The following is a 22,599-nucleotide window of genomic DNA, read 5'->3' as shown; positions in this document are numbered from 1 at the left end:
AGGGGCGGCCTTCGGCGTTTCCGCAGCCGGCCGCTCCCTCCCGCTCACACCGGAAGGAACCGCCGTGCAGCAGCACCACCCGCTCATCGAGCGTCTGCTCTCTCCCACCGCCCCGCCCTTCGCCCTGCTCCGCCGCCGTACGCCCGGCCGGGACGCGGACACCGTCGAGGTGCTGACCGGCCCGGTGACCACCGCCGAACGGCTGGCCGACCTCCCGCTGCCGGCCGATCCCGGCCTGCCCGTGCTGGCGCTGGTCCCGTTCCGGCAGATCGCCGAGCGCGGCTTCGACGTACGGGACGACGGCACGCCTCTGGCGGTGCTGCGGGCGGAGGAGGCGCACGAGCTGCCACTGGCCGAGGCGCTGGCCGCGCTGCCCGTGCACGACGTCCAGGTCACCAGCGGCGGCTTCGACATCGACGCCGACGCCTACGCCGACATCGTCGGGCGGGTCATCGAGGACGAGATCGGCCGGGGCGAGGGCGCCAACTTCGTGATCCGGCGGACCTTCAGGGCCCGGATCCCGGACTTCGGGGCGGCGGACGCCCTGGCCCTGTTCCGGCGGCTGCTCAGCGGCGAACGCGGTGCCTACTGGACGTATGTGGTGCACACCCCCGACCGCACCCTGGTCGGCGCCAGCCCCGAGGTGCACGTCCGGGTCTCCGGCGGCACGGTCGTGATGAACCCGATCAGCGGCACCTACCGCTACCCCTCCACCGGCCCCGACGCCGACGGGCTGCTGGCCTTCCTCGGCGACGCCAAGGAGGTGGAGGAGCTGACCATGGTGGTCGACGAGGAACTGAAGATGATGTCCGCGGTCTGCCCGCGGGGCGGCGTCGTGGTCGGACCCCGCCTCAAGGAGATGGCGCACCTGGCGCACACCGAGTACGAGCTGCGCGGCCGCAGCACCATGGACGTACGGGACGTGCTGCGCGAGACGATGTTCGCCGCGACCGTCACCGGCTCGCCCGTGCAGAACGCCTGCCGGGTCATCGAGCGCCACGAGCCCGGGGGCCGGGGCTACTACGGCGGCGCCCTGGCGCTGATCGGCCGTGACGAGGGCGGTGCGCAGACCCTGGACTCGCCGATCCTGATCCGTACCGCCGACATCGCGCCCGACGGGCGGCTCAAGGTGCCGGTGGGGGCCACGCTGGTACGTCACTCCAACCCGTACGCCGAAGTCGCCGAGACCCGGGCCAAGGCCGCCGGGGTGCTCAGCGCGCTCGGCGTGGTGCCGGCGCCGGTACGGCACGAGGCGGGCCCCCGCCCGCGGCTGGCCGACGACCCCCGGGTGCGGGCCGCCCTGGACGCGCGGCGGGCCGGCCTCGCGCCGTTCTGGCTGCGGATGCAGACCGAGGAGTCCCGGCCGGCGGCCGGCGGCGGCCATGCCCTGGTGGTCGACGGCGAGGACACCTTCACCGCGATGCTGGGGCACGTCCTGCGCTCCTGCGGCTACGACGTGACCGTCCGCCGCTACGACGAGCCGGGGCTGCGCGAGGCCGCCCTCGCGCACGAGGGCCCCGTCGTCCTCGGTCCCGGCCCGGGCAACCCCGCCGACACCACCGACCCGAAGATGCGCTTCCTGCGCACGCTCACCGCCGACCTCGTGAAGCGGCACGCGCACGGGCTGCTCGGGGTGTGCCTCGGCCAGGAGCTGATCGCGGCCGAGCTGGGCATGGAGATCGTGCGCAAGGAGGAGCCGTTCCAGGGCGCCCAGAAGGGCATCGACTTCTTCGGGCGGCCCGAGACCGTCGGCTTCTACAACTCCTTCACCGCGCGCGCCGACGACGGCACCGCCGAGGAGCTGGCCGCGCGCCATGTCGAGCTGAGCCGTGACCCGGCCACCGGCGACGTCCACGCCATGCGCGGGCCGGGCTTCGCCGGTGTCCAGTTCCACCCGGAGTCGGTCCTGACCCTGGACGGCACCCGGATCGTGGCCGAGCTGCTGGGCGGGGTGCTCACGCCGTCTCGCTGAAGGCGGAGGCGTCCAGGGCGGGCCGCTCGCGCAGCACCGGGCCGATCAGCATCATCACCGACGCCAGCATCTCGTACTCACAGGCCGTCCCGTCGATGACGAGATCGGCCAGGGCCCGGGAGGGGGCGACATGCGAGGCATGCCGTTCCCTCCCGGTCTCCAGGTAGTTCAGCAGCGACACCCGGGGGTCCTGCCGCTGCACCTCGATCTTGCGGAGGATCTTGCGCGCCAGCCGTACGTCGTCGGGGGTGTCCACGTACACCCGCCAGGTCGCGCGGGCGGCGACCGAGCGGATCGTCAGCGCGAACAGGCCCTCGACCACGACCAGCCGTACGCCGGGCCGGGCGCGGGCGGCGTCGATCGCCGCCCCGGCCGCGGCCTCGTCGATCGATCCGGGATGGTTCCAGTCCAGGACCGGATAGCCGTTGGCACTGACCGTCCACACGCCGCGCAGCGGATCCTGCGCGGGCACGTAGAAGTCGTCGAGATGGACCAGTGCGATGGTCTCGGGGTGCTGCAGCGCCAGCGCTTCGGCAAGGGTGGACTTGCCGGATGCGGTGCCGCCTGCGACCGCCAGTACACCCGTCATCCGGGCGCTCCTCAGCTGCTCAAGGGGGGATTACGAAGCGGCCGGACAAGCCGGGTGGAGGGAATGTACGGCCGCCTGATCTCCGATGGCAAGCAGGGAAAGCTGTGAGGTCGCCGGGGAAACGATGTGTTTACCGAAGGGGTTACCCGAAGAAGACGCCGGCCTCGGCGTAGAGCTTGGGATCGACCGTTTTGATATGGGATGTCGCGGCGGCCAGCGGCACCCGTACGATGTCCGTCCCGCGCAGCGCGACCATCTTCCCGAAGTCCCGGTCGCGCACCGCCTCGATGGCGTGCAGCCCGAAGCGGGTGGCAAGCCAGCGGTCGAAGGCGCTGGGTGTGCCGCCGCGCTGCACATGGCCCAGGACGGTGGTCCTGGCCTCCTTGCCGGTGCGCTTCTCGATCTCCTTCGCCAGCCATTCGCCGACCCCGGACAGCCGTACATGGCCGAACGAGTCGAGGGTGCCGTCCTTGAGGACCGCCTCGCCGTCCTTGGGCATCGCGCCCTCGGCGACCACCACGATGGGCGCGTAACGGATCTTGAAGCGGCTCTCGACCCAGGCGCAGACCTGGTCGACGTCGAAGCGCTGCTCGGGGATGAGGATGACGTTGGCGCCGCCGGCCAGCCCGGAGTGCAGGGCGATCCAGCCGGCGTGCCGGCCCATCACCTCGACGACCAGGACGCGCATGTGCGACTCGGCGGTGGTGTGGAGACGGTCGATGGCCTCCGTCGCGATGTTGACGGCGGTGTCGAAACCGAAGGTGTAGTCGGTGGCGGCCAGGTCGTTGTCGATGGTCTTGGGGACGCCGACGCAGGCGATGCCGTACTCGTCGGCCAGTGTGGTCGCCACGCCGAGGGTGTCCTCGCCGCCGATCACGACCAGCGCCTCCACCTCGTACTTGGCGAGGTTGTCCTTGACCCGCCGGATGCCGTTCTCCGCCTTGAGCGGGTTGGTGCGGGACGACCCGAGGATGGTGCCGCCGCGCGGCAGGATGCCGCGCACCGCCGGGATGTCCAGCGGCACCGTGTCCCCTTCGAGCGGGCCGCGCCAGCCGTCCCTGAAGCCGATGAAGTCGTAGCCGTACTCCTGCGCACCCTTGCGGACGATGCCGCGGATGACCGCATTGAGCCCGGGGCAGTCACCGCCGCCGGTCAGTACTCCGACCCGCATGGATCTCTCCCTTTTGTCGACGCTGACAAGGTTGACGATGCGGCAACGCTAGCGTGATCCGCGTCACACCAGGGAGGGGCGGTCGGGTGAATCGGCCGGGATCATGGGGCGGTTGGGCTACGGCCGGGCGGTGATTTCACCCGTACGGGGGGAGAACGCGGGGGCCTCCGGGTCGAAGGCCGCGACCCCCTCCACCGGCGACGACGCCTGCGCGTAGAGCCGCCTCGGGATACGGCCCGCCCGGTACGCCAGCCGGCCGGCCTCCACGGCGTGCCGCATCGCGCCCGCCATCAGCACCGGCTCCTGGGCGCGGGTCACGGCCGAGGCCAGCATCACGGCCGCGCACCCCAGTTCCATGGCCAGGGCCACGTCGGAGGCTGTGCCGGCACCGGCGTCCAGGATCACCGGGACGGACGCGCGCTCGACGATGAGCTGGAAGTTGTGCGGGTTGCGGATGCCCAGCCCGGAGCCGATGGGCGAGCCCAGCGGCATGATCGCGGCGCAGCCGGCGTCCTCCAGCCGGCGCGCCACGACCGGGTCGTCGTTGGTGTACGGCAGGACGGTGAAGCCGTCGTCCACCAGGATCTCGGCGGCGTCGAGGAGTTCGACGGTGTCGGGCAGCAGGGTCCGCTCGTCGGCGACCACTTCGAGCTTCACCCAGTCCGTGCCGAGGGCCTCACGGGCCAGCCGGGCGGTCAGCACGGCCTCGCCGGCGGTGAAACAGCCGGCGGTGTTGGGGAGCACCCGGATGCCGTGCCCGGCCAGCAGCGACAGCACCGACCCCTTCACCGTCGGGTCCAGGCGCCGCATGGCGACGGTGGTCAGTTCGGTGCCGGAGGCGAGCAGCGCCTGCTCCATGACCTCCAGGCTGGGCGCGCCGCCGGTGCCCATGATCAGGCGGGAGCCGAAGGCGCTGCCGCCGATCGTCAGCGGATCGTCTGCCATGGCGGCGGATCAGCCTCCCTGGACCGCGGTCAGGACCTCGACCCGGTCCCCGTCGTGGAGTGCGGTGGCCGGCCACTGGCCGCGCGGCACCACGGTCTCGTTGAGCGCGGCGGCCACCCCGGAGCGCGCGGCGGTCAGGGTCGCCACCAGCCGGTCCAGGGTGAGTCCGGTGTCCGGAAGCTCGCGGGCCTCGCCGTTCACGGAGATCACGTGCGTCATGCGGGCTGTTCCTGTTCCTGTCGGGTGGCCTGCCGGGTGAGGAAGCGGGCCGGGGAGAAGTGCCGTGCCAGCGGCGGGACTTCGCCGCCGGTCAGCAGCTCGGCCATGATGTCGCCGGTGACCGGCGTGAGCAGCACGCCGTTGCGGTGGTGGCCGGTGGCCAGCATCAGCCCGGGCAGTCCGCTCGGGCCCAGCATCGGCGCGTTGTCCGGGGACCCCGGGCGCAGCCCCGCCAGCGTCTCGGTCAGCGGCAGTTCGGTGATGCCCGGCACCAGCTCATGGGCGTCACGCAGCAGTTCGTACACCCCGCCCGCGGTCACCGTCGTGTCCCAGCCCAGCTCCTCACTGGTCGCGCCCACCACCAGCTCACCGTTCTCGCGCGGCACCAGGTAGACATGGCCGCCGCGCACCACCGCCCGTACGGTGCGTGACAGGAACGGCGCGTGCGCCGCCGGGATCCGCAGTCGCAGCACCTGGCCCTTGACCGGGCGCACCGGCGGCAGCAGTTCCGGGGGCACCCCCGCCACGGTGCCGCTCAGGCTCCCCGCGGCCAGCACGGTCTGCCCGGCCTCCAGCCGGGTCCCGTCGCGCAGCCCGACGCCGCGCGCCCGGCCCGCCCCGACCTCGACCCGGGCCACCTCCGAGCGGTGGACGGCGACGCCCGCCCCCTCGGCCGCCCGCAGCAGCGCCTCGGCCAGCCTGCGCGGATCGATCTGGTGGTCGCCGTCCACCCGCAGCCCGCCCCGCACCCCCGGTGCCAGCATCGGCTCCAGACGGCGGCACTCCCGGCCGCTCAGCCACTGCGACTCCAGCCCCAGACGGCTCTGGAAGGCGTGCAGTTCGCGCAGCTGCGCCCGGTCGTCGGCGTCCAGCGCCACCGCGAGCGTGCCGCAGCGCCGGTAGCCCAGGTCCATCCCCGTCGCCTCGCCCAGCTCGGCCGCGAAGTGCGCGTAGCGGGCCGCCGAGGCGAGGTTGAGTTCGAGCAGCGTCTGCTCGCCGTACTGCAGTTCGGTGACCGCCGCCAGCATCCCGGCCGCCACCCGCGCCGCCCCGCCGCCGGGGCGCGGGTCGGCCACCGCCGTGCTCAGGCCGCGCTGGGCCGCCCGCCAGGCGGTCACGAGCCCGATGATCCCGCCGCCGACCACCACGACGTCATACCGATGCGTGGGCATCCTGCTCCCTTCGCCGGCATGACCCGGATCAGGTTCGTACGGTCGGCGGCCGGCCAGCCGCCCTCTCAGCCCGGTCCGCCCGGACTCCCGCGAGTGCGTTTGCCCCGCCACCCTAGTACGGCGCCGCCGACGCTTCGAGCCCCCGGGTCGGTCCCGGCGCTACGGTGATCCCGTGAGCAGCCGCACAGCACAGCGCGCCCTTGTCGTCGGGGCCGGAATGGCCGGGGTCCAGACCGCGGTGTCCCTGCGGGAGGAGGGCTGGACGGGCGGGATCACCCTGCTCGGCGAGGAGCCGCACGCGCCCTACGACCGGCCACCGCTGTCGAAGGCGGTCCTGCTGGGGGCCGCCGCGGCCGAAGGGGCCTCGTTCGACGTCGACTTCGCCGCACTCGACGTGGAACTGCTGCTCGGCCGCCGGGTACGTGCCCTGGACCCGGTCGGCCGTCAGGTCACCACCGACGAGGGCCCGGTGCCGTACGACCGGCTGGTGATCGCGACCGGGGCGGCCCCGGTACGGATGCCCGGCCCGGCCGCCGGCCAGTACCTGCTGCGCACGCTGGACGACGCGCTCGCGCTGCGCGCCGTCCTGGACGCCCGGCAGGACGTGGTGGTGGTCGGCGCGGGCTGGATCGGCGCCGAGTTCGCGACGGCGGCCCGGCAGGCGGGCTGCGCGGTCACCGTGGTGGAGGCGGCGGACCGGCCGCTGGCGGGCGTGCTGCCGGGCGAGATCGGCGATCGGATGCGGCACTGGTACGCGGAGGCGGGCGTGGAGCTGCGTACGGGCGCCGGCGTCGCCGAAGTGCGGCCGGGGGAGGTCCTGCTGGCCGACGGGACCCGGCTGCCGGCCGCGGCCGTCGTGGTGGGCGTGGGCGCCCGCCCGGCCACGGACTGGCTGGCCGGCTCGGGGGTGGCGCTGGACCCGGGCGACCGTTCGGTGCTGGCGGACGACCGGCTGCGCACCTCCGTCCCGGACGTGTACGCGGTCGGGGACTGCGTGTCCTTCCCCTCCGCCCGCTACCGGCGGCGGCTGCTGATCCACCACTGGGACAACGCCCTTCAGGGCCCCCGGGTGGCCGCCGCGAACCTGCTCGACGGCGACGCGCGCTACGACCCGGTGCCGTACTTCTGGTCCGAGCAGTTCGGCCGCTTCCTGCAGTACGCCGGGCACCACGCGGGCGCCGGCACCATGCTGCTGCGCGGTGACCCGGACGGCCCGGCCTGGTCGGTCTGCTGGCTGCGAGACGGCGTTCTCACCGCCCTGCTGACCGTCGGCCGGCCCCGGGACCTGGCCCAGGGCCGCAAGCTCATCGAGCGCGGCGTCCGACTGGACCACAAGCTGGCGGCCGACCCGGCGGTACCGCTGAAGACGGCCGTTCTCTAGGCGATGCGGTATCCGACTGTCGGTCCGGGATGGCAGGCTTGTCCACGTGACCGAGATCGATGCAAAGTTTGACTCCCTCGTACCGTCCTGGCTGACCCTTCCCGATGTCGCCGAGCGCCTCGGCCTGGAGGTGACCCGGATCCGGCCGCTGATCAAGGAAGGCCAGCTGATCGCGGTGCGCCGCGGTGAGAACCGGGTCCTGATGGTTCCGGCCGACTTCATCGGCGACGGAAAGATCGTGAAGGGCCTCGCCGGCACGCTGACCCTGCTCAAGGACGACGGGTTCAGCGACGAAGAGGCCCTGGAGTGGCTGTTCACCCCCGACCCCAGCCTGCCCGGCACCCCGGCGCAGGCCCTGCGCGAGAACCGAGGCACCGAGGTCAAGCGCCGGGCCCAGGCGCTCGCCGTATGAGCGCCGTCGCGCAGCTCGCCGACGCCCGGCTCTACCTGTGCACCGACGCCCGCCGCCGCCAGGGCGACCTGGCGGCCTTCGCGGACGCGGTGCTCTCCTCAGGTGTGGACGTCATCCAGCTGCGCGACAAGGGCATCGAGGCCCGCGAGGAGCTGGAGCACCTCGCGGCCCTGGCCGACGCCTGCGCGAGGCACGGCAAGTTGCTCGCGGTCAACGACCGGGCGGACGTCGCCCACGCGGCCGGCGCGGACGTACTGCACCTGGGGCAGGGCGACCTGCCGGTGCCGGCCGCCCGCGCGATCCTCGGCGGCTCCTCCGACCAGGTGCTGGTGGGACGGTCCTGCCACACCCGGTCCGAGGTGGCCGCGGCCGCCGTGGAGCCCGGTGCGGACTACTTCTGCGCCGGGCCGGTCTGGCCGACCCCGACCAAGCCGGGGCGCCCCGCCCCGGGCCTGGACCTGGTCCGGTACGCCGCCTCCCTGGGCACCGGCCGCCCGTGGTTCGCGATCGGCGGCATCGACCTGGCCGACCTGGACGAGGTGCTGGACGCCGGGGCCCGGCGGATCGTGGTGGTCCGGGCCCTGACCGAGGCGGCGGATCCGGCGGCGGTGGCGGCCGAGCTGGCGAAGCGGGTCCGCGAGCGTGCATAGGATGGGACGGCCGTCCCAAGGCGTGGACAAAATGTCGCCATCGGTTGGGACTGCCCACCAGCCCGGTTAGCCTGAAGCGCATGGCCCTTGGCACAGCATCCACCAGGACCGATCGTGCGGTCACCATCCGTGAGCTGCTCGCCTCCGGCCAGCGGTCGTACTCCTTCGAGTTCATGGCGCCCCGCACCGACAAGGGTGAACGCACCCTGTGGAACGCCATCCGCCGGATCGAGGCGGTGGGCCCGACCTTCGTCTCCGTGACCTACGGGGCGGGCGGCAAGTCCCGCGAGGGTACGGTGCGGGCCACCGAACGGATCGTCTCCGACACCACGCTGACCCCGGTCGCCCATCTGACGGCCGTCAACCACTCCGTCGCCGAGCTGCGCAACATCATCGGCCAGTACGCCGACGCCGGAATCCGTAATGTGCTCGCGGTGCGCGGCGACCCGCCGGACGACCCGATGGGGGAGTGGGTCCCGCACCCCAGCGGGGTCCACTACGCCGCCGACCTGGTGCGGCTGATCAAGGAGTCCGGCGACTTCTGCGTGGGGGTGGCCGCTTTCACCGAGATGCACCCGCGCTCGACCGACTGGGAAAGTGACACCCGTCACTTTGTCGACAAGTGCCGGGCCGGTGCGGACTACGCCATCACCCAGATGTTCTTCCGCGCCGAGGACTATCTGCGACTGCGTGAGCGGGTCGACGCCGCAGGCTGCGTCACTCCGATCATCCCCGAGATCATGCCCGTGACCAACGTGCGGCAGATCGAGCGCTTCGCACAGCTGGGGAACGCGCCTTTCCCCCCGGAGCTCGCGGACCGTATCCTCGCCGTCAAGGACGATCCGGCCGCGGTGCGGGCGATCGGGGTCGAATACGCGACCGAGATGTGCCGTCGGCTCATGGCCGAGGAGATCCCGGGACTGCACTTCATTACCCTGAATCACTCCACGGCGTCACTGGAAATCTACGAGAATCTGGGACTGCACCAGAGGGCCTAGGTCCTGAAGAGGTCATGAGGGGCGGGGCCGCCGCCCGTCGGGGCCACCGACGGTGAACGGTGAGGAAGTGCGGCATGGGCTACACGGTGCTCTACATCGCGTTCGGCGTGGTCGCGCTGTGGCTGCTGGGCGAGGTGCTGCTCCAGTACAAGGCGCGGCTGCGCTGGCGGCTGCTGGCCTTCGCCGGCTTCCTCGGTGTGGTCTTCGGCGTCTACCTCCCCGCGGTGGTGGTCATCGGCGTCGGCGCCGTCGCGTTCGCGACCGGCCAGACCTTCGTCACCCTCTCCTACCGCAAGGGCTTCGCCGAGGGCTGGGCCATCAAGGGCCGGCGACCCGACGCGGCTCCGCCGGCCGAGGAGGCCGAGGAGGCGGAGCCGACGGGCCGGGCCGCCGCCCGCCGCCGCCGCAAGGGCGGTGCCCGTGAGCAGGACGCCGCCCCCGCCGGCTACGACGAGCCGATGTCCGCCGGGCCCGTGGAGACCGCGGCCGAGCAGACCGCCGCCTACGGAAGCTTCGACTCCGGGCAGATCTACCAGCCGACGCCCATGCACGACGACAGCGGCGAACTCCCGCTCTACGACGGCCAGTCCTCCTACACCCCCGACCCGTACACCAGCGGCGGCTACGAGGGCTACGGCGCCCAGGGGTACGGCAGCGACTGGTCCGCCGAGCAGCAGCCCGCCGCGGCCTCCTACGGCCAGGGACAGGGACAGGACCAGGGACAGGACCAGCAGCAGCAGTACGGCGGCTGGGACGCCTCGCAGCAGACCTACGGCTACGACCCGGCCGCCTACGCCGACCCGTACGCCCCCCAGAACGGCCAGCCCCCTCAGAACGGCCAGAACGGCCAGTACGGCTACGACACGCCCGCCGGTGGCGTCTGGGTCCCCCAGCAGCCGGGGAACGAGCCCGACGGCACTCAGCAGCAGCAGCCCTGGATCCCCCCGCAGCAGCAGCCCCAGCAGCAGCCGGACCAGCCGCAGTACGCCGACCCGTACGACCCGTACCGCTTCTGACCGCGACCGTGCACCGGGGCGCGCGGCCACCGGACGGACCCGGTGCACCATCGCGGGCGCCGCGTCAGGCACCGCGCTAGCGGCTGCCGCCCGGGCCACCCGCGACGAGGTCGGCGACGATCGCGCCGGACATGCCGGTGTGGGCGAGGCCGCCGCCCGGGTGCGCCCGGCCGCCGACGCGGTAGAGGCCGGGCAGCGGGGTGCGGTTGGGCGGCAGCAGGAAGGCGCCGCCGGCGCCCGCGAGGGCAGGCCGGGCCAGGGCGTCGCCGGTGCTGTGGACATGCCGCCAGAGCAGCCGTTCCGGCAGCCGCAGAGCGGGCAGGGCCGCCGCGGCCGAGGCCTGGACCCGGTCGGCGAGGCTCTCCGCCCCGCCGGTGGCCCCCGGGGGCACGTTCACCGTCAGGGTGACCGCCTCGTGCCCGTCGTCCGGCCGTACCGTGGCGTCGTCGGGCCGCAGCACGGTCACCGCGAGCCCGTCCCCGCCGTGGACCACCGTGCGGTGGGCGGTACCGTCCGGGCGGCCGCCGCGCAGGGCCAGCAGCACGGCGAAGTGCCGGGCGCCGCCCGCCGGTCCGCCCGCCGGTCCGGCGACCGGACCCTCGGCCGGCCCGCCCGCCGCGGTGGCGATGCCGGGCGCCCCCGCGATCACCACGTCCGCGTCCTCCCGTGTGCCGTCGGCCAGTTCGACGCCCGCCGCGCGCCCCGCCTTCTCCACCACCGCGACGGCCTCCGCCCCGAAGCGGAAGGTCACGCCCCGCGCCACGCAGCGCTCGTACACCGCCTCCGCCAGCGCGCGCATGCCGCCGCGGACGTACCAGGTGCCGAAGGTGTGCTCCATGTACGGCAGGACGGCCGCGCTCGCCGGCGCGCTGGCCGGATCGAAGCCGTAGGCCGCCGCGTGGTGCTCCAGCATCGCGATCAGCCGCGGCTCGCCCAGCTCACGGGCGGCGACCTCGGCCAGGGTGGGCGTGCCGCGCCGGAGGAGCCCGCGCCGCACCGGCGGGGCCGGATACGGGTCCCGGAACACCGCGGCGGGGCCGGTGGGGCCGGTGGGAAGGGTGTCCTCCAGCAGCGGCCGGCGGGTGGCCTCCCAGACCTCCCGGGCGCGGCCGAGCAGTTCGGCCCAGCGCTCGCCGGCGCCCGGCCCGATCGCCGCGTCCAGGGCGGCGACGACACCGGCCCGCGAGGCGTTCGGCAGCGAGACCGCCGTGCCGTCGGCGAAGACATGCCGGACGGCCGGGTCGACCTGGACCAGGCCGACGAGGCTCTCCAGGGGCTCCTTGCCGGTCTTGACGAACAGGTCGCGGTAGACGGCCGGCAGATGCAGCAGCCCGGGCCCGGTGTCGAAGACGAAGCCGTCCCGCTCGTACCGCCCGACGCCGCCCCCGTAGGACGCCGAGCGCTCGTAGACCGTCACGCGGTGGCCGCCGGTGCCGAGCCGGGCCGCCGCCGCCAGGGCGCCCATACCCGCGCCGATCACCGCGATACGTGCCATGCCCGGGACTCTATACGGGGGCCTGCTGCCGCTGCCGCCGGGCTTCCCGGCGGGCCGTCCAGCGCCGCCAGTAGCGGCGGATCCGGGACATTATGAAGATCACCGTCAGCACGCCGAGCACCAGCGCGGTGCCCGCGACGATCGCGGCCGGGAGGGGGTGGAAGAGGGCGAGGACGATGATCCCCGAGACGCCGAGGTCCTCGGCGACACTGACGATGATGTTGCTGGCCGGCTCGGGGGAGGTGTTGACACCCATCCGCACCCCGGCCTTGACCAGATGGCTGGCCAGTGCCGTTGTCCCGCCGACGGCGGCCGCCGCGAGCTGCGGCAGCGAGCCGTCGTGCCCGGCCAGGAGCGCGGCCACCACACCGCCCGCGATCGGGCGGATCACGGTGTGGACGACGTCCCAGGCGGTGTCCACGTACGGGATCTTGTCGGCGACCGCCTCGACCAGGAACAGCACCCCGGCGACGACCAGCACATCCGGCCGCTCCAGCGCGGCGGGCACCTCGTCGCTGACGCCGGTGGCACCCATCAGGCCGAGCAGAAGGACGACGGCGTAGGCGTTGATCCCGCTCGCCCAGCCGCTGGTGAAAACGAGCGGAAGAACCGACATGAGCGAACCGTACCGGCTCTGAGTACGTGTACCTACAGGCGCGGTTGAGTACGGGTACGGATGGGCGTCGACCCGCGTGGACGCCAGGGTGGAGGCACGGAAGGGACGCGGCGCCGCACCGCCGGCACGGGGCGGCGGAACGGTGTGGCACCCCTTCCGCGCACGGGGGAACGGGGGGTGGCGCCGTCCCGGTACGGCCCGACGGGGGATCGGCCCGTACCGGGGCGGCGCGCGGCCTCCGGCCGGGGTCCGCTACGCGCGGGCCCGGCCGGCCACCCGCCCCTGAAGCAGCCGCGAGAGCGCCGCGTGGACGTCGTCGATGCTGCGCTCGGGCTGGAAGGACAGCCAGTCCAGGGCGGCCACCAGCACCATCCCGAAGAGCGCGGCCGCCGTGAGCTGGACGTCGATCTCGTCGCTCAGCTCGTCCGCCTCCACCGCGTCGCGCAGCGCCTGCTCCACGACCGCGATGGCCTCCTTGCGCACCACCATGAGCGTGTCCTGCCAGGCCCGGTTGGTGCGCCACAGTTCGGCGACGTACAGCTGGGTGAAGGACGGATAGCGGGCGATGAAGACCAGTCCTGCGCGGATCATCGCGTCGATCCCGTCGACCTTGCTGCCGCCGCGCGCGGCGACGCCGTCGGCGGCCTCGCGCAGCGAGGCGGTGAGCAGGCCCACGCCGTGCCGCAGCAGCTGCTCGAAGAGCTCGTTCTTGCTGGCGAAGTTGTAGTAGACCGTGCCCTTCGCCACCCCGGCCCGTTCGGCGATCTCGTCCACGGTGGTCGCGGAGAAGCCCTGCTCGGCTATGAGGGTGACCGCGGCCTCGTAGAGCTTCTGCCGGGTGGCCTGACGTCGTTCGCTCTTCATGCGTCCGATTCTCCCTGCCGGGGGCGCCGCGGGCTCACAGGGACAGCTCGGGATGCAGCCGGTCCAGCGTCCAGACCTGCTTGCGGCGCGCCGACCACGCGGTGAGGGTAAGGGCGCCCGCTGTGAATACGCCCAGAACCAGACAGGCCCGCCACACCGGCCACAGGCCGCCGCCGGTGATCAGGTGCCGCAGTCCCTCGACGACGTACGTCATGGGCAGCAGCGGGTGCAGGACGTTGAAGAACGCCGGGCTGGTCTGCACCGGGTAGGTGCCGCCCGCCGAGGTGAGCTGGAGCATCAGCAGCGCCAGCACCAGCACCCGGCCGGCCGGGCCGAAGCGGGCGTTGAGCCACTGCACGATGGCCGAGAAGCAGGCTGTGACCAGAACCAGGAAGCCGACCGTGCCGGCCGCCCTGGTCAGCTGGAGCCCGATCGCCCAGTGCAGTACGGCCAGCAGCGCCAGGGACTGCCCGACGCCGATGGCCAGGACCGGCAGCCAGCCCGCGAGCGCCGTCCGCCAGGCCGGCGCCCCGATGGCCAGGGCGCGCCGGCTGAGCGGCTGGAGCAGCATGTAGGCGACCATCGCGCCGACCCAGAGCGAGAGCGGGATGAAGTACGGGGCGAAGCCGGTGCCGTAGTTGCCCGCCTTGTGCAGGTTCTGCGAGGCGAGCCGGACCGGGTCGGACATCACCTCGGTGCGGTCGTCGCGGGTCTTCGTACCGTAGTCCGGGATCTTCGACGCGCCGTCGTGCAGGCCGTCGGCGAGCCGGCCGCTGCCGTCGGTGAGCTCGGCCAGGCCGGTGGTGAGCCGGTTGGCTCCGGTGGAGAGCCGGTACAGGCCGCCGGACAGCTCGTCGGCGCCGGTGGAGAGCCGGCTGATGCCGCTGTCGAGGGTGCCGGCGCCGGTGGTGGCGGTGCCCAGGCCGGCCGAGACCTTCCCGGCGCCGGTGGCGACCTGGTGGGCGCCGCTGTTGAGGGCGTTGACCTTGCTGACGACGGTGTCCAGCTCCTGGGCGATGTCGGCCGTCGCCAGCTGCCCGGCGATGGAGTGGACGGTGCCCAGGTCGTCGCGGAGGTTCTGGATCTCGGTGGTGCTGTCGCTGACGTACGTCCGCAGCCGGCCGGCCAGCACCGCCACGTCGTCCGCGGTGTCGGCGGCGTTCTTCAGCGCCTTGCACTGCGCGGTGACCGCGCCGAGCGGGCACTGGTCGTTGTACGTGCCGCGCAGTTCGGCCGCGGCGGCCCTGGCCTGGGTGACGGCCCGGGCGGTGTCGGCGGGGAGGGTGCCCAGGCCGTCGCGGATCGCCTGGGAGCCGTCGGCGACCAGCCGGGCCGCCGCGTTGATCTCCTTGGCGTGCTTCTTCACGAAGGCGATCTCGTCGGAGGCGTCGTTCACCCGGTCGGCGAGGGTCTGGGTGCCGGCCGCGACCTGGTCGGCGCCCCTGGCGACCTTCCCGGCGCCGGTGGACAGGGTGCCGAGGCCGGTGGCCAGGGAGTGGCTGCCCTTGCGGGCCTTCTTCAGGCCGCGCGCGAGTTCGTCGGCGCCGGCCTTGGCGGTGTCGATGCCGTCGCCGAGGGTCGCCGAGCCGTCCTCGGCCCGGCCGGCGCCCGTGGTGACGTCGTCGGCGCCGTCGGCTGCCTTGCGGGTCTGGTCGTGCAGATCGGAGAAGGAGAGGTAGATCCGGTCGTAGAACTTCCGGGACGCCTTGGTGGAGACGGTGGACCGCACCTCGGCGAAGACGGTCCGTGAGATCTGGCCGACGACGTAGTTGTTGGCGTCGTTGGTGCGCACCTTCAGCGCGGCCGTCACCGGGTCCTCGCCCGAGCTGGAGGTGACGCGCTCGGTGAAGTCGGCCGGGACGGTCAGCGACAGGTAGTACGTGCCGTCCTCGACGCCCTTCGCGGCCCCGGCGGCGCTCGTCTCCTGCCAGTCGAAGGTCTCGCTGTCCTTGAGCCCCTTGACGATGGTGGCGCCCGCCGAGCCCCGGTCGGCGTTGACCAGGGCCACCGGCAGCCGGTTCAGGCGGCCGTAGGGATCCCAGAACGACCAGAGGTACAGCCCGCCGTACAGCAGCGGCAGCAGCAGCACCGCCGCCATCGCCGCCCGCGGCAGCCGCCCCCGGCCGAACCTCCTCAGCTCAAGCGCTGCCAGCCTCGGCGTACGCATCGCCCGCCCCCTCCTCGGTCGCGGAGTCACCGGTCTCGGTGTTCGCGGTGTTCGCAGTGGTCTCGGTGGTCTCGGTGGTCTCGGTGGTCTCGGTGGCCGCGGTGTTCGCGGTGTTCGCGGTGGGTTCCGTACGGATCGTCGGCACGTCCTTCGGAGCCTCGCTGCACACCGCCAGCACGGTCGGGCCGGCCGCCGCGACGGACCGGAGCATCGCCCAGGCCTGGGCCCGTTCGGCGTCCGACAGCTTGTGGTCCGCGTCGTCCACGGCCAGCACCCGGGGCCGGCCCAGCAGGGCCAGGGCGGTGCTCAGGCGCAGGGCCTCCAGCCGCTCCAGGTCGCGGGCGGCGGTGCGCGGGCCCTTGACCAGCTGGTCCAGATCCAGGCCGGCCGTCGCCAGCGCCTCGTCGACGCGCCGCCGGTCCTGAGCGGGGTCCTTGCGCAGCAGCGCGCGCAGCGAGTCGCCGAACCGGCGCTGCAGCAGCACCCGTTCGCGCAGGTGCTCGCCCACGGTCAGCGCGGGATCCAGCTCCGACACGCCGGTCACCTGCCCGAGTGCCGCGATCCGCCGTACTGCCGCGGCCTGCCGGGGCAGCCGGTGCCCGGCGACCTCCGCGTACCCCTGCGTCGCGCGCATGCGTCCGCTCAGGGCCAGCAGCAGGCAGGTCCGGCCCGACCCCGAGGGTCCCTCGATGGCGACCAGGCCGCCCTCGGGGGCGGTGAAGGTGACGTCCCGGAACACCCAGCCACGGGGGCCCTTGAGCCCGAACCCCTCCGCGTGGATCACGAGTTCCTCCAATTGAACTGACTAGTCAGTGCAAAAACAGTATGGCATGCCCGGCCGACTGTCAGTGCCGTGCCCCACGATGAGAGGCGTGGGGCCCGAACGGCCCGCCGCAGCCGTGCCCGAGGAGGTTCGTGATGACCGCACCGGTCCGCAGCCAGGACAATGCGAACGCGACGGCGGACGCCTACCCCGTCCACCCCGTCCTGCGCGGCGCCGGGGCACCGGCCGCCGCCCTCGACCTGCTGGCCCAGGCCCGGCGCGGCCTGGCCGAGGCCGCCCTCCTGGAAACCGCCAACGAGCGCTACGCCACCGCCCATCTGGCCGCGCTGCGCACCGCCGCAGCCGTGCTGGCCGTGCGCGGCCGCCCCGAGACCGGCAGGCGGCGGCGCCGGCCGATCCGCAGCGCCTGGTCGGTGTTGCCGCAGGTCGCTCCCGAACTCGCCGAGTGGAGCGCCCTGTTCGAGGCCGGCGCCGGGCGCCGGGCCCGCTGCGAGGCCGGGATACAGGGCGCCGCCGGCTGGCGCGACGCGGACGATCTGGTGCGGGCGGCGGGCCTGTTCCTGCGGCTGGTGGAACGCATGCTGGTGCTCCGGCCCGGCCGGCCACCGCACTAGAGTGGAGCCGCCTGGACAGACCGACCACCGCGAGGAGCCGTCCGCATGTCCCGTGAAGGAGGGGCCGACCAGATGCGGCCCCGCGCGTCCCTGCGTACCGCCGTGGTCTGGGAGGTCCTGCGCGACGCACTCGACCGGCAGACCAAGGCCAGCGGCCGGGACGCCCGCGGCGGCCTCGATGTGCTCGACACCGGAGGCGGCACCGGCAACTTCGCGGTCCCCGTGGCCCGCCTGGGCCACCGCGTGACCGTCGTCGACCCCAGCCCCGACGCCCTGTTCGCCCTGGAGCGCCGGGCCGCCGAGGCCGGCGTCACCGACCGGGTGCGCGGTGTCCAGGGCGACGCCCACGGCCTGCTCGACGTCGTGGAGCCCGGCGGGTACGACGTGGTGCTGTGCCACGGCGTCCTGGAGTACGTCGACGACCCCGCCGAGGGCTGCCGCAACGCGGTGCGCACCCTGCGCCCCTCCGGTACCCTCAGCCTGCTCGCCGCCGGCCGCTACGGAGCCGTCCTGGCCCGCGCCATCGCCGGCCACTTCGCCGAGGCCCAGCACGCCCTCACCGACCCCGCCGGCCGCTGGGGCAGCGGCGACCCCGTCCCGCGCCGCTTCACCGCCGACGAGCTCACCGCGCTCGTCGCCGACGCCGGCCTGCGGGTCGGCTCGGTGCACGGCGTCCGGGTCTTCGCCGACCTCGTGCCGGGCGTCCTCGTCGACACCGAACCCGGTGCCCTCGACGCCCTGCTGCGGCTCGAACTGGCTGCCGCCGAGCAGCCCGCGTTCCACTCCGTCGCCACCCAGCTGCACGTCCTCGCGGAGCGTGGCTGAGCACAGTGGTCCGGGTAGTCCGTCACACGCCCCCCGAATGCTGCCTTCAGGGCCTTATGCTGGCATGACGTAACCAGGGACGGGGAAAGAACTCCCCGTCGGGACTGGCCTCGGATTGGCGCAGTGGGCGGGTTTCACGGGGGGCGAATCCCTGCCTATCCTGGAAGGGTCGTACCGGTCGCTCCCCCGCGACCGACGAGTAGGAGGTCTCCGTGCCGCTCTCGGAGCACGAGCAGCGCATGCTCGAGCAGATGGAGCGAGCGCTGTACGCCGAAGATCCCAAGTTCGCGTCGGCGCTTGAGGGAAGCGGGCTGCGCACCTACACCAGGCGTCGCGTCTACCTGGCGGTCGCAGGCTTCCTTGTCGGTATTGGTCTGCTCATGGCCGGCATGATCGCCAAGCAGCCATGGATCAGTGTGGTCGGTTTCCTCGTCATGCTCGGCTGTGCCGTTCTCGCCGTCACCGGCTGGCGTCGCGTCGTGAAACCCGGCGAACAGCCTCCCGGCCCCGCAGGCCGTCAGCACCAGCATCAGGTGCGCGGGCAGCGGGAGCCGCGCAGGCGGGGCCGGATGATGGACCGCATCGAGGAGCGGTGGCAGCGCCGCCGCGACGAGCAGGGCCAGTGAGCAAGGGCCGGTAGGCACCGGCAGGCAGCAGCACGGCAGTGGGGCGCGGGACCCGATCGGGTCCCGCGCCCCACTGCCGTGCTGCTGCCTGCTACCGGTCCACGGGCCTACGGGCCCTGCCGGGCCGTGCGCCGCCGCAGCGCGGCTCCCGCCCGCCGCAGCGCCTCCCCCCAGGCTGCCGTGGTGGCCGTCCAGCGCAGGGACAGCGACCAGCCGAGCCGGGCGGCGGATCGGGGCAGGAGCGAGGCCCGCAGCCGTGTCACCCGATCGGCCGAGTGGTGGAGGCCGTCGCGGACATGGTGGATGTCGGCGCTGAGACCGGTCACCGGGCCGGGGCGCGGGGCGTAGAGGGCTTGCTCGACGGCGGTGGCCAGGCGCCGGGCGGCCTCGGCCGGATACTCGTCGAGGCGGCCGTCGGTGATGATCCGGGCGACCGCGCGGCGCGGGGTCTCGGACTCGTCCGGCAGGACGCCGTAGTCCCATGCCGTGTCCACCAGCTCGCGCCAGGCCTCGAGCACCTGGCGGCTGCCCAGCCGCCGGGACCGCGCCCCCCGCCGCCACAGCAGCGGGACGAACGGCAGCAGGATCAGCAGGGACCCGCCGCCCAGCAGCAGCAGGACGCCGGTCAGGCCGCCGAGCGCGGCCCACAGGCCGCCGTTCGTCGGGCCGCCGCCCGAGGTCTGGGTGAGGGGGTCGCAGTCGCCCAGCTGGACGGCCTTGGCGGTGCAGGTCGGCGAGGCGCTCGCACTCGCGCTGGGTGCCGCGCTGCTGCCCCGCGACGGCACGTCGGGCGTGGTGCTGCCGGAGTCCGACGACGAGGTGTCCTGGGTGTAGCCGGGCACCGAGCCCCGGGTCGGGGTGGGCTCGAAGCGGGTCCAGCCGATCCCCTCGAAGTACAGCTCGGGCCACGCGTGGGCGTCCTTGAGGCCCACCGTGTAGCTGCCGTCGGACTGCGGGGTGCCGGGGGTGAAGCCGACCGCGACGCGGGCCGGGATCCCCAGGGTGCGCGCCATGGCCGCCATGGTGAAGGCGAAGTGGACGCAGAAACCCTCCTTGTTCTTCAGGAACTTGGCGATCGCGTCGACGCCGGTCCCGGAGGACACCGAGGTGCTGTACGTGAACTCCCCGCTGGTGAAGTAGTTCTGGAGCGCGACCGCCTCCTGGTACTCGGTCGTGGCGTCCTTGGCGATCCGCTGGGCGGTGGTCCGCACCACGTCCGGCAGCGAGTTCGGGACCGTGGTGTACTCCCGGACCAGATTCGCCGAGGCGGCCGGAGCGGCTTCCAACTGGGCCGCGGTCGGCTCCACCTGGAGGCTGTCCACGCTGTAGCTGACGCCCGCCGTGGTCTGGCCCCGGTCACCGATGACGGTGCGGCCCACCTGTTCGTACCGCCAGCGGCCGTCCACCCGGACCTGGTCGGCGGGGTAGGGCATCGGCAGCCACAGCTGTCCGTAGTCCTTGGCGGCGGCGATGTTGGTCTGGATCTGCGTGGTCTTGATCTGCGAGGTGAGCCCCTGGACGGCCGGCAGCCGCTCGGGCACGTCGCTGAGGGTGCGTTTGGCGGACTGCCACTGCTCGCCGTTGAACTCGTCGAGGGAGACGATCCGCAGATACAGGTCGGAGGTGTTCTTGGCGTTGGTCCGGTAGATCAGGACCTGGCGGTTGTCGGGCTGGTTGAGGTTGTCGGTGAGGGCGACCAGCGGATTGACCGCCAGGATCGATCCGCCGCGCCCCGAGCCGGCGCCCGCGCCGGTGACGCCGAGCAGTCCGCCGCCGAGCGAGGGCAGCGCGGCGGGGGCGATCAGGGCGATACCCATCGCCATCGCGCCGATCCTGCGGCCGGTACGCACCGGAGCGGTCGCCGCGCCCCCGCCGCGGGATATCCCCGAGGAGTCCGGGAACCCGGCAGCCGCCCCCGCCGAACCGGCGGGCCCGCCGAAGACCCGGCCCCAGCGGGAGAGCCGGTCGCGGCCCTCGGCCAGCAACAGCAGCAGATAACCGGCCGCCGCGATCACGAACCACAGCCAGCGGCTGCCACCGGCGGACAGGCCCGCCGCGATCGAGTACAGCGCCAGCAGCGGCAGCCCGGCCGGTGCCGCGCTGCCGTAGGTGACCGCCAGCGCGTCCACCAGCAGGGCGATCAGCAGCACCCCGGCGACCAGCAGCAGCCGGATGCCGGAGGTGACCGGGGCCGGGATCGCGAACTGGCTGACGTCCTGCACACCGGCGGTGAGCAGACTGCCGAAGTGCCGGAAGACCCCGGGGCCGGGCATTACGCCCAGGTACGCCTGACGCCGGGCGAAGAACAGGGTGAGCAGCAGCAGCGAGACCACCGCCTGCGCCAGGATCGTCAGCGGCCGGGCCAGCGGCACCCGGCGGGCCAGCGCGCCCGCCGAGCTCTGGACGATCACCAGGAAGAAGGCCTGCAGGATCCAGGTACTGCTGTTGGTGAGCGGCAGCAGCGAACAGGCCGCCATGATCGAGGCGGCCGCCGCGCACACCGCCAGCCTGGCTCGTCCGCTGATCATCGGGCTCCCGCCTCCTCGCGTGAGCGGTAGCGGTCGGCCCGCTGCCACAGTTCGGACAGCTTGTCGTCCTTGGCCGACGAGACCGGCAGTACCGTCCATCCCGCCTCGCGCAGCATCCGTACCGACCGGCCCACGGTGCCGGGGCGGACCCCGTCCGGTGGGGGTGAGGCGGAGGGTCCGTCGCCCGGGGGCGGCACCTGCGGCCGGCCGCCGTCGTTGTCGGGGGCCGCCGAGAGGTTCCACCCGGAGCCGTCCAGTACGAAGGCCACCGCACCCCCGGCGCGCTGCCGCATCCGGCCGACCACGGCCGCCTGTTGCTCGTCCAGGTCGCCGAGGAAGGCCACCAGCAGCCCCTCGCTGCCGGACCGCAGCACGTCATGGGCGAGGGTGAGACCGCCCGCGGACTCCTCGGAGTGGTCGATCGCCGCGAGGGTGTCGAGCAGCACCCCGGCCGCGTCCGAGGAATCGGCCATCCCGAAGCCGCCGGTGCCGTCGGGGCCCGGCACCGAACTGCCGGTGTCGGTGAGGAGCCGTACCGAGTAGCCGCGCCCCAGCATGTGCACGGCCACCGAGGCGGCCCCGGACACCGCCCACTCGAAGGCGGAGTCGGGTCCGGCCCCCTGGAAGGCCTCCCGGCGGGTGTCGAGCAGCACCGTGCAGCGGGCCTTGTGCGGCTGCTCCTCGCGGCGCACCATCAACTCGCCGTACCGGGCGGTGGAACGCCAGTGCACCCGGCGCAGGTCGTCGCCGTGGCGGTAGCCGCGCGGGATGACGTCGTCCTCGCCGGCCAGCGAGAGGGCACGGGTGCGGCTCTCGCCGTATCCGGAGGCCTCGCCGGCCAGCCGCACCGGTGGCAGCGGCTGCACCCGGGGGACCACCGTGAGGGTGTCGAAGGCGCTGAAGGAGCGGGTCAGTTCGCACATGCCGAAAGGATCCGTCAGCCGCAGCTGCAACGGCCCCAGCGGATAGTGCCCGCGCAGGTCCGAGCGGACCCGGTAGGACACCTCGCGGTGCCCGCCCGGCTCGACGCGGTCCAGCACGAAACGGGGCCGGGGCCCGAGTACGTAGGGCACCCGGTCCTGGAGCATCAGCAGCCCGGTCGGCAGCCGCGAGACGTTGTCGACCCGCAGACGCACCCGGGCCTCGGACATCGCCGGCACCCGGGACGGCGAGAGCCGCCGGCTGCCGGCCACCCGGTAGCGCGTCCGGTACAGCACGACCACACAGACCAGCGGCAGCGCGGACAGCAGCACTCCGACCCGCAGCAGATCCGGCTGCCCCAGTACGTAGGCGCACACCGCCGCCGCCACGCCCGCCGCCAGGAAGGACCGCCCGCGCGTGGTCAGCCCGCCCAGGGCCGCCCGCAGGCCGTTGCCGGGGTCAGCGGAGGGCGCGCCGGAGGGCCGCCGCTCGTGCACGGCACCGCCCGTGGCCGGGGGCACGGCACCGTTGATGACCCCGTGCGTGGCCTCGTGCGTGGCCCCGTTCAGGCCCGGGTGCGTGCCCTCGTGCATGCCTTCGTGTGTGGGTTTGCTCATCGCCGGACCCCTGTCGT

21 protein-coding genes and 1 riboswitch are annotated in these 22,599 nt (G+C 73.6%); of the genes, 9 read left to right on the top strand and 12 right to left on the bottom strand.

Annotation, left to right across the window (positions count from 1 at the left end; all coding sequences use genetic code 11):
• Positions 1-64 precede the first annotated feature (64 nt).
• Complete coding sequence (locus RWE79_RS11010) at positions 65-1,972, top strand: chorismate-binding protein (RefSeq protein WP_475939860.1); 1,908 nt, start codon at positions 65-67, stop codon at positions 1,970-1,972.
• Here RWE79_RS11010 and RWE79_RS11005 read toward each other — a convergent pair.
• The 5 genes from RWE79_RS11005 to thiO all read right to left on the bottom strand — a co-directional run bounded on the left by RWE79_RS11005 (position 1,956) and on the right by thiO (position 6,068).
• On the bottom strand, positions 1,956-2,561 hold the full coding sequence (locus RWE79_RS11005) for a uridine kinase family protein (protein ID WP_475939859.1): 606 nt from the start codon (positions 2,559-2,561) through the stop codon (positions 1,956-1,958). The two genes, RWE79_RS11010 and RWE79_RS11005, sit on opposite strands and share 17 nt — an antisense overlap.
• A gap of 142 nt (positions 2,562-2,703) precedes the next feature.
• Positions 2,704-3,732, bottom strand: coding sequence for a 6-phosphofructokinase (locus RWE79_RS11000; RefSeq protein WP_475939858.1), 1,029 nt, complete (start codon positions 3,730-3,732; stop codon positions 2,704-2,706).
• 117 nt (positions 3,733-3,849) lie between these two features.
• Positions 3,850-4,677: a thiazole synthase gene (locus RWE79_RS10995; protein ID WP_475939857.1), complete on the bottom strand. Its 828-nt coding sequence runs from the start codon at positions 4,675-4,677 to the stop codon at positions 3,850-3,852.
• 9 nt (positions 4,678-4,686) lie between these two features.
• Positions 4,687-4,896 (bottom strand): sulfur carrier protein ThiS, encoded by a 210-nt coding sequence (thiS, locus tag RWE79_RS10990; protein ID WP_475939856.1) that lies wholly within the window; start codon positions 4,894-4,896, stop codon positions 4,687-4,689.
• The gene (gene thiO, locus RWE79_RS10985; RefSeq protein WP_475939855.1) at positions 4,893-6,068 is read right to left on the bottom strand and encodes a glycine oxidase ThiO; all 1,176 of its coding nucleotides are present in this window, start codon (positions 6,066-6,068) and stop codon (positions 4,893-4,895) included. The genes thiS and thiO overlap by 4 nt, the downstream gene beginning before the upstream one ends.
• A riboswitch (TPP riboswitch) is annotated at positions 6,057-6,169 on the bottom strand. (Overlaps the previous gene by 12 nt.)
• Positions 6,170-6,240: 71 nt before the next feature.
• On the opposite strand from thiO, the gene RWE79_RS10980 reads away from it, so the two are divergent.
• The 5 genes from RWE79_RS10980 to RWE79_RS10960 all read left to right on the top strand — a co-directional run bounded on the left by RWE79_RS10980 (position 6,241) and on the right by RWE79_RS10960 (position 10,525).
• Positions 6,241-7,449, top strand: coding sequence for an NAD(P)/FAD-dependent oxidoreductase (locus tag RWE79_RS10980; RefSeq protein ID WP_475939854.1), 1,209 nt, complete (start codon positions 6,241-6,243; stop codon positions 7,447-7,449).
• Between the two features lie 46 nt (positions 7,450-7,495).
• Positions 7,496-7,861 (top strand): Rv2175c family DNA-binding protein, encoded by a 366-nt coding sequence (locus RWE79_RS10975; RefSeq protein WP_475939853.1) that lies wholly within the window; start codon positions 7,496-7,498, stop codon positions 7,859-7,861.
• The gene (gene thiE / locus RWE79_RS10970; RefSeq protein WP_475939852.1) at positions 7,858-8,511 is read left to right on the top strand and encodes a thiamine phosphate synthase; all 654 of its coding nucleotides are present in this window, start codon (positions 7,858-7,860) and stop codon (positions 8,509-8,511) included. The genes RWE79_RS10975 and thiE overlap by 4 nt, the downstream gene beginning before the upstream one ends.
• An 80-nt stretch (positions 8,512-8,591) precedes the next feature.
• Positions 8,592-9,509 (top strand): methylenetetrahydrofolate reductase [NAD(P)H], encoded by a 918-nt coding sequence (gene metF, locus RWE79_RS10965; RefSeq protein ID WP_475939851.1) that lies wholly within the window; start codon positions 8,592-8,594, stop codon positions 9,507-9,509.
• 74 nt (positions 9,510-9,583) lie between these two features.
• The gene (locus RWE79_RS10960; RefSeq protein ID WP_475939850.1) at positions 9,584-10,525 is read left to right on the top strand and encodes a hypothetical protein; all 942 of its coding nucleotides are present in this window, start codon (positions 9,584-9,586) and stop codon (positions 10,523-10,525) included.
• 76 nt (positions 10,526-10,601) lie between these two features.
• On the opposite strand, the gene RWE79_RS10955 is transcribed toward RWE79_RS10960, so the two are convergent.
• The 5 genes from RWE79_RS10955 to RWE79_RS10935 form a co-directional block, all read right to left on the bottom strand.
• A complete protein-coding gene (locus RWE79_RS10955; RefSeq protein ID WP_475939849.1) occupies positions 10,602-12,020 on the bottom strand; it encodes a phytoene desaturase family protein in 1,419 nt (472 codons plus the stop codon).
• 10 nt (positions 12,021-12,030) lie between these two features.
• Complete coding sequence (locus RWE79_RS10950) at positions 12,031-12,636, bottom strand: DUF4126 domain-containing protein (protein ID WP_475939848.1); 606 nt, start codon at positions 12,634-12,636, stop codon at positions 12,031-12,033.
• Positions 12,637-12,888: 252 nt separating this feature from the next.
• On the bottom strand, positions 12,889-13,500 hold the full coding sequence (locus tag RWE79_RS10945; protein WP_475939847.1) for a TetR/AcrR family transcriptional regulator: 612 nt from the start codon (positions 13,498-13,500) through the stop codon (positions 12,889-12,891).
• A 34-nt stretch (positions 13,501-13,534) separates the two neighbouring features.
• The gene (locus RWE79_RS10940) at positions 13,535-15,667 is read right to left on the bottom strand and encodes a YhgE/Pip family protein (RefSeq protein ID WP_475939846.1); all 2,133 of its coding nucleotides are present in this window, start codon (positions 15,665-15,667) and stop codon (positions 13,535-13,537) included.
• Positions 15,639-16,463 carry an ATP-binding cassette domain-containing protein gene (locus tag RWE79_RS10935; protein ID WP_475939845.1) on the bottom strand — a complete coding sequence of 275 codons (825 nt, stop codon included), beginning with the start codon at positions 16,461-16,463 and terminating at the stop codon, positions 15,639-15,641. The genes RWE79_RS10940 and RWE79_RS10935 overlap by 29 nt, the downstream gene beginning before the upstream one ends.
• Positions 16,464-16,585: 122 nt before the next feature.
• On the opposite strand from RWE79_RS10935, the gene RWE79_RS10930 reads away from it, so the two are divergent.
• The 3 genes from RWE79_RS10930 to RWE79_RS10920 all read left to right on the top strand — a co-directional run bounded on the left by RWE79_RS10930 (position 16,586) and on the right by RWE79_RS10920 (position 18,516).
• Positions 16,586-17,065 (top strand): SAV_6107 family HEPN domain-containing protein, encoded by a 480-nt coding sequence (locus RWE79_RS10930; protein WP_475939844.1) that lies wholly within the window; start codon positions 16,586-16,588, stop codon positions 17,063-17,065.
• 45 nt (positions 17,066-17,110) lie between these two features.
• Positions 17,111-17,890 (top strand): class I SAM-dependent methyltransferase, encoded by a 780-nt coding sequence (locus RWE79_RS10925; protein ID WP_475939843.1) that lies wholly within the window; start codon positions 17,111-17,113, stop codon positions 17,888-17,890.
• Positions 17,891-18,102: 212 nt separating this feature from the next.
• On the top strand, positions 18,103-18,516 hold the full coding sequence (locus tag RWE79_RS10920) for a DUF3040 domain-containing protein (RefSeq protein ID WP_475939842.1): 414 nt from the start codon (positions 18,103-18,105) through the stop codon (positions 18,514-18,516).
• 107 nt (positions 18,517-18,623) lie between these two features.
• Here the strand turns inward: RWE79_RS10920 and RWE79_RS10915 are convergent, their stop codons facing one another.
• Both RWE79_RS10915 and RWE79_RS10910 read right to left on the bottom strand, forming a co-directional pair.
• Positions 18,624-21,044, bottom strand: coding sequence for a transglutaminase TgpA family protein (locus RWE79_RS10915; protein WP_475939841.1), 2,421 nt, complete (start codon positions 21,042-21,044; stop codon positions 18,624-18,626).
• Complete coding sequence (locus RWE79_RS10910) at positions 21,041-22,582, bottom strand: DUF58 domain-containing protein (protein WP_475939840.1); 1,542 nt, start codon at positions 22,580-22,582, stop codon at positions 21,041-21,043. Before RWE79_RS10910 ends, RWE79_RS10915 begins: the two co-directional genes overlap by 4 nt.
• Between the last annotated feature and the right edge of the window lie 17 nt (positions 22,583-22,599).

The organism is Streptomyces sp. RLA131, assembly GCF_056270125.1.
The sequence above is the reverse complement of the archived record's forward strand: the minus strand, read 5'-3'. Positions and strand labels throughout refer to the sequence as shown.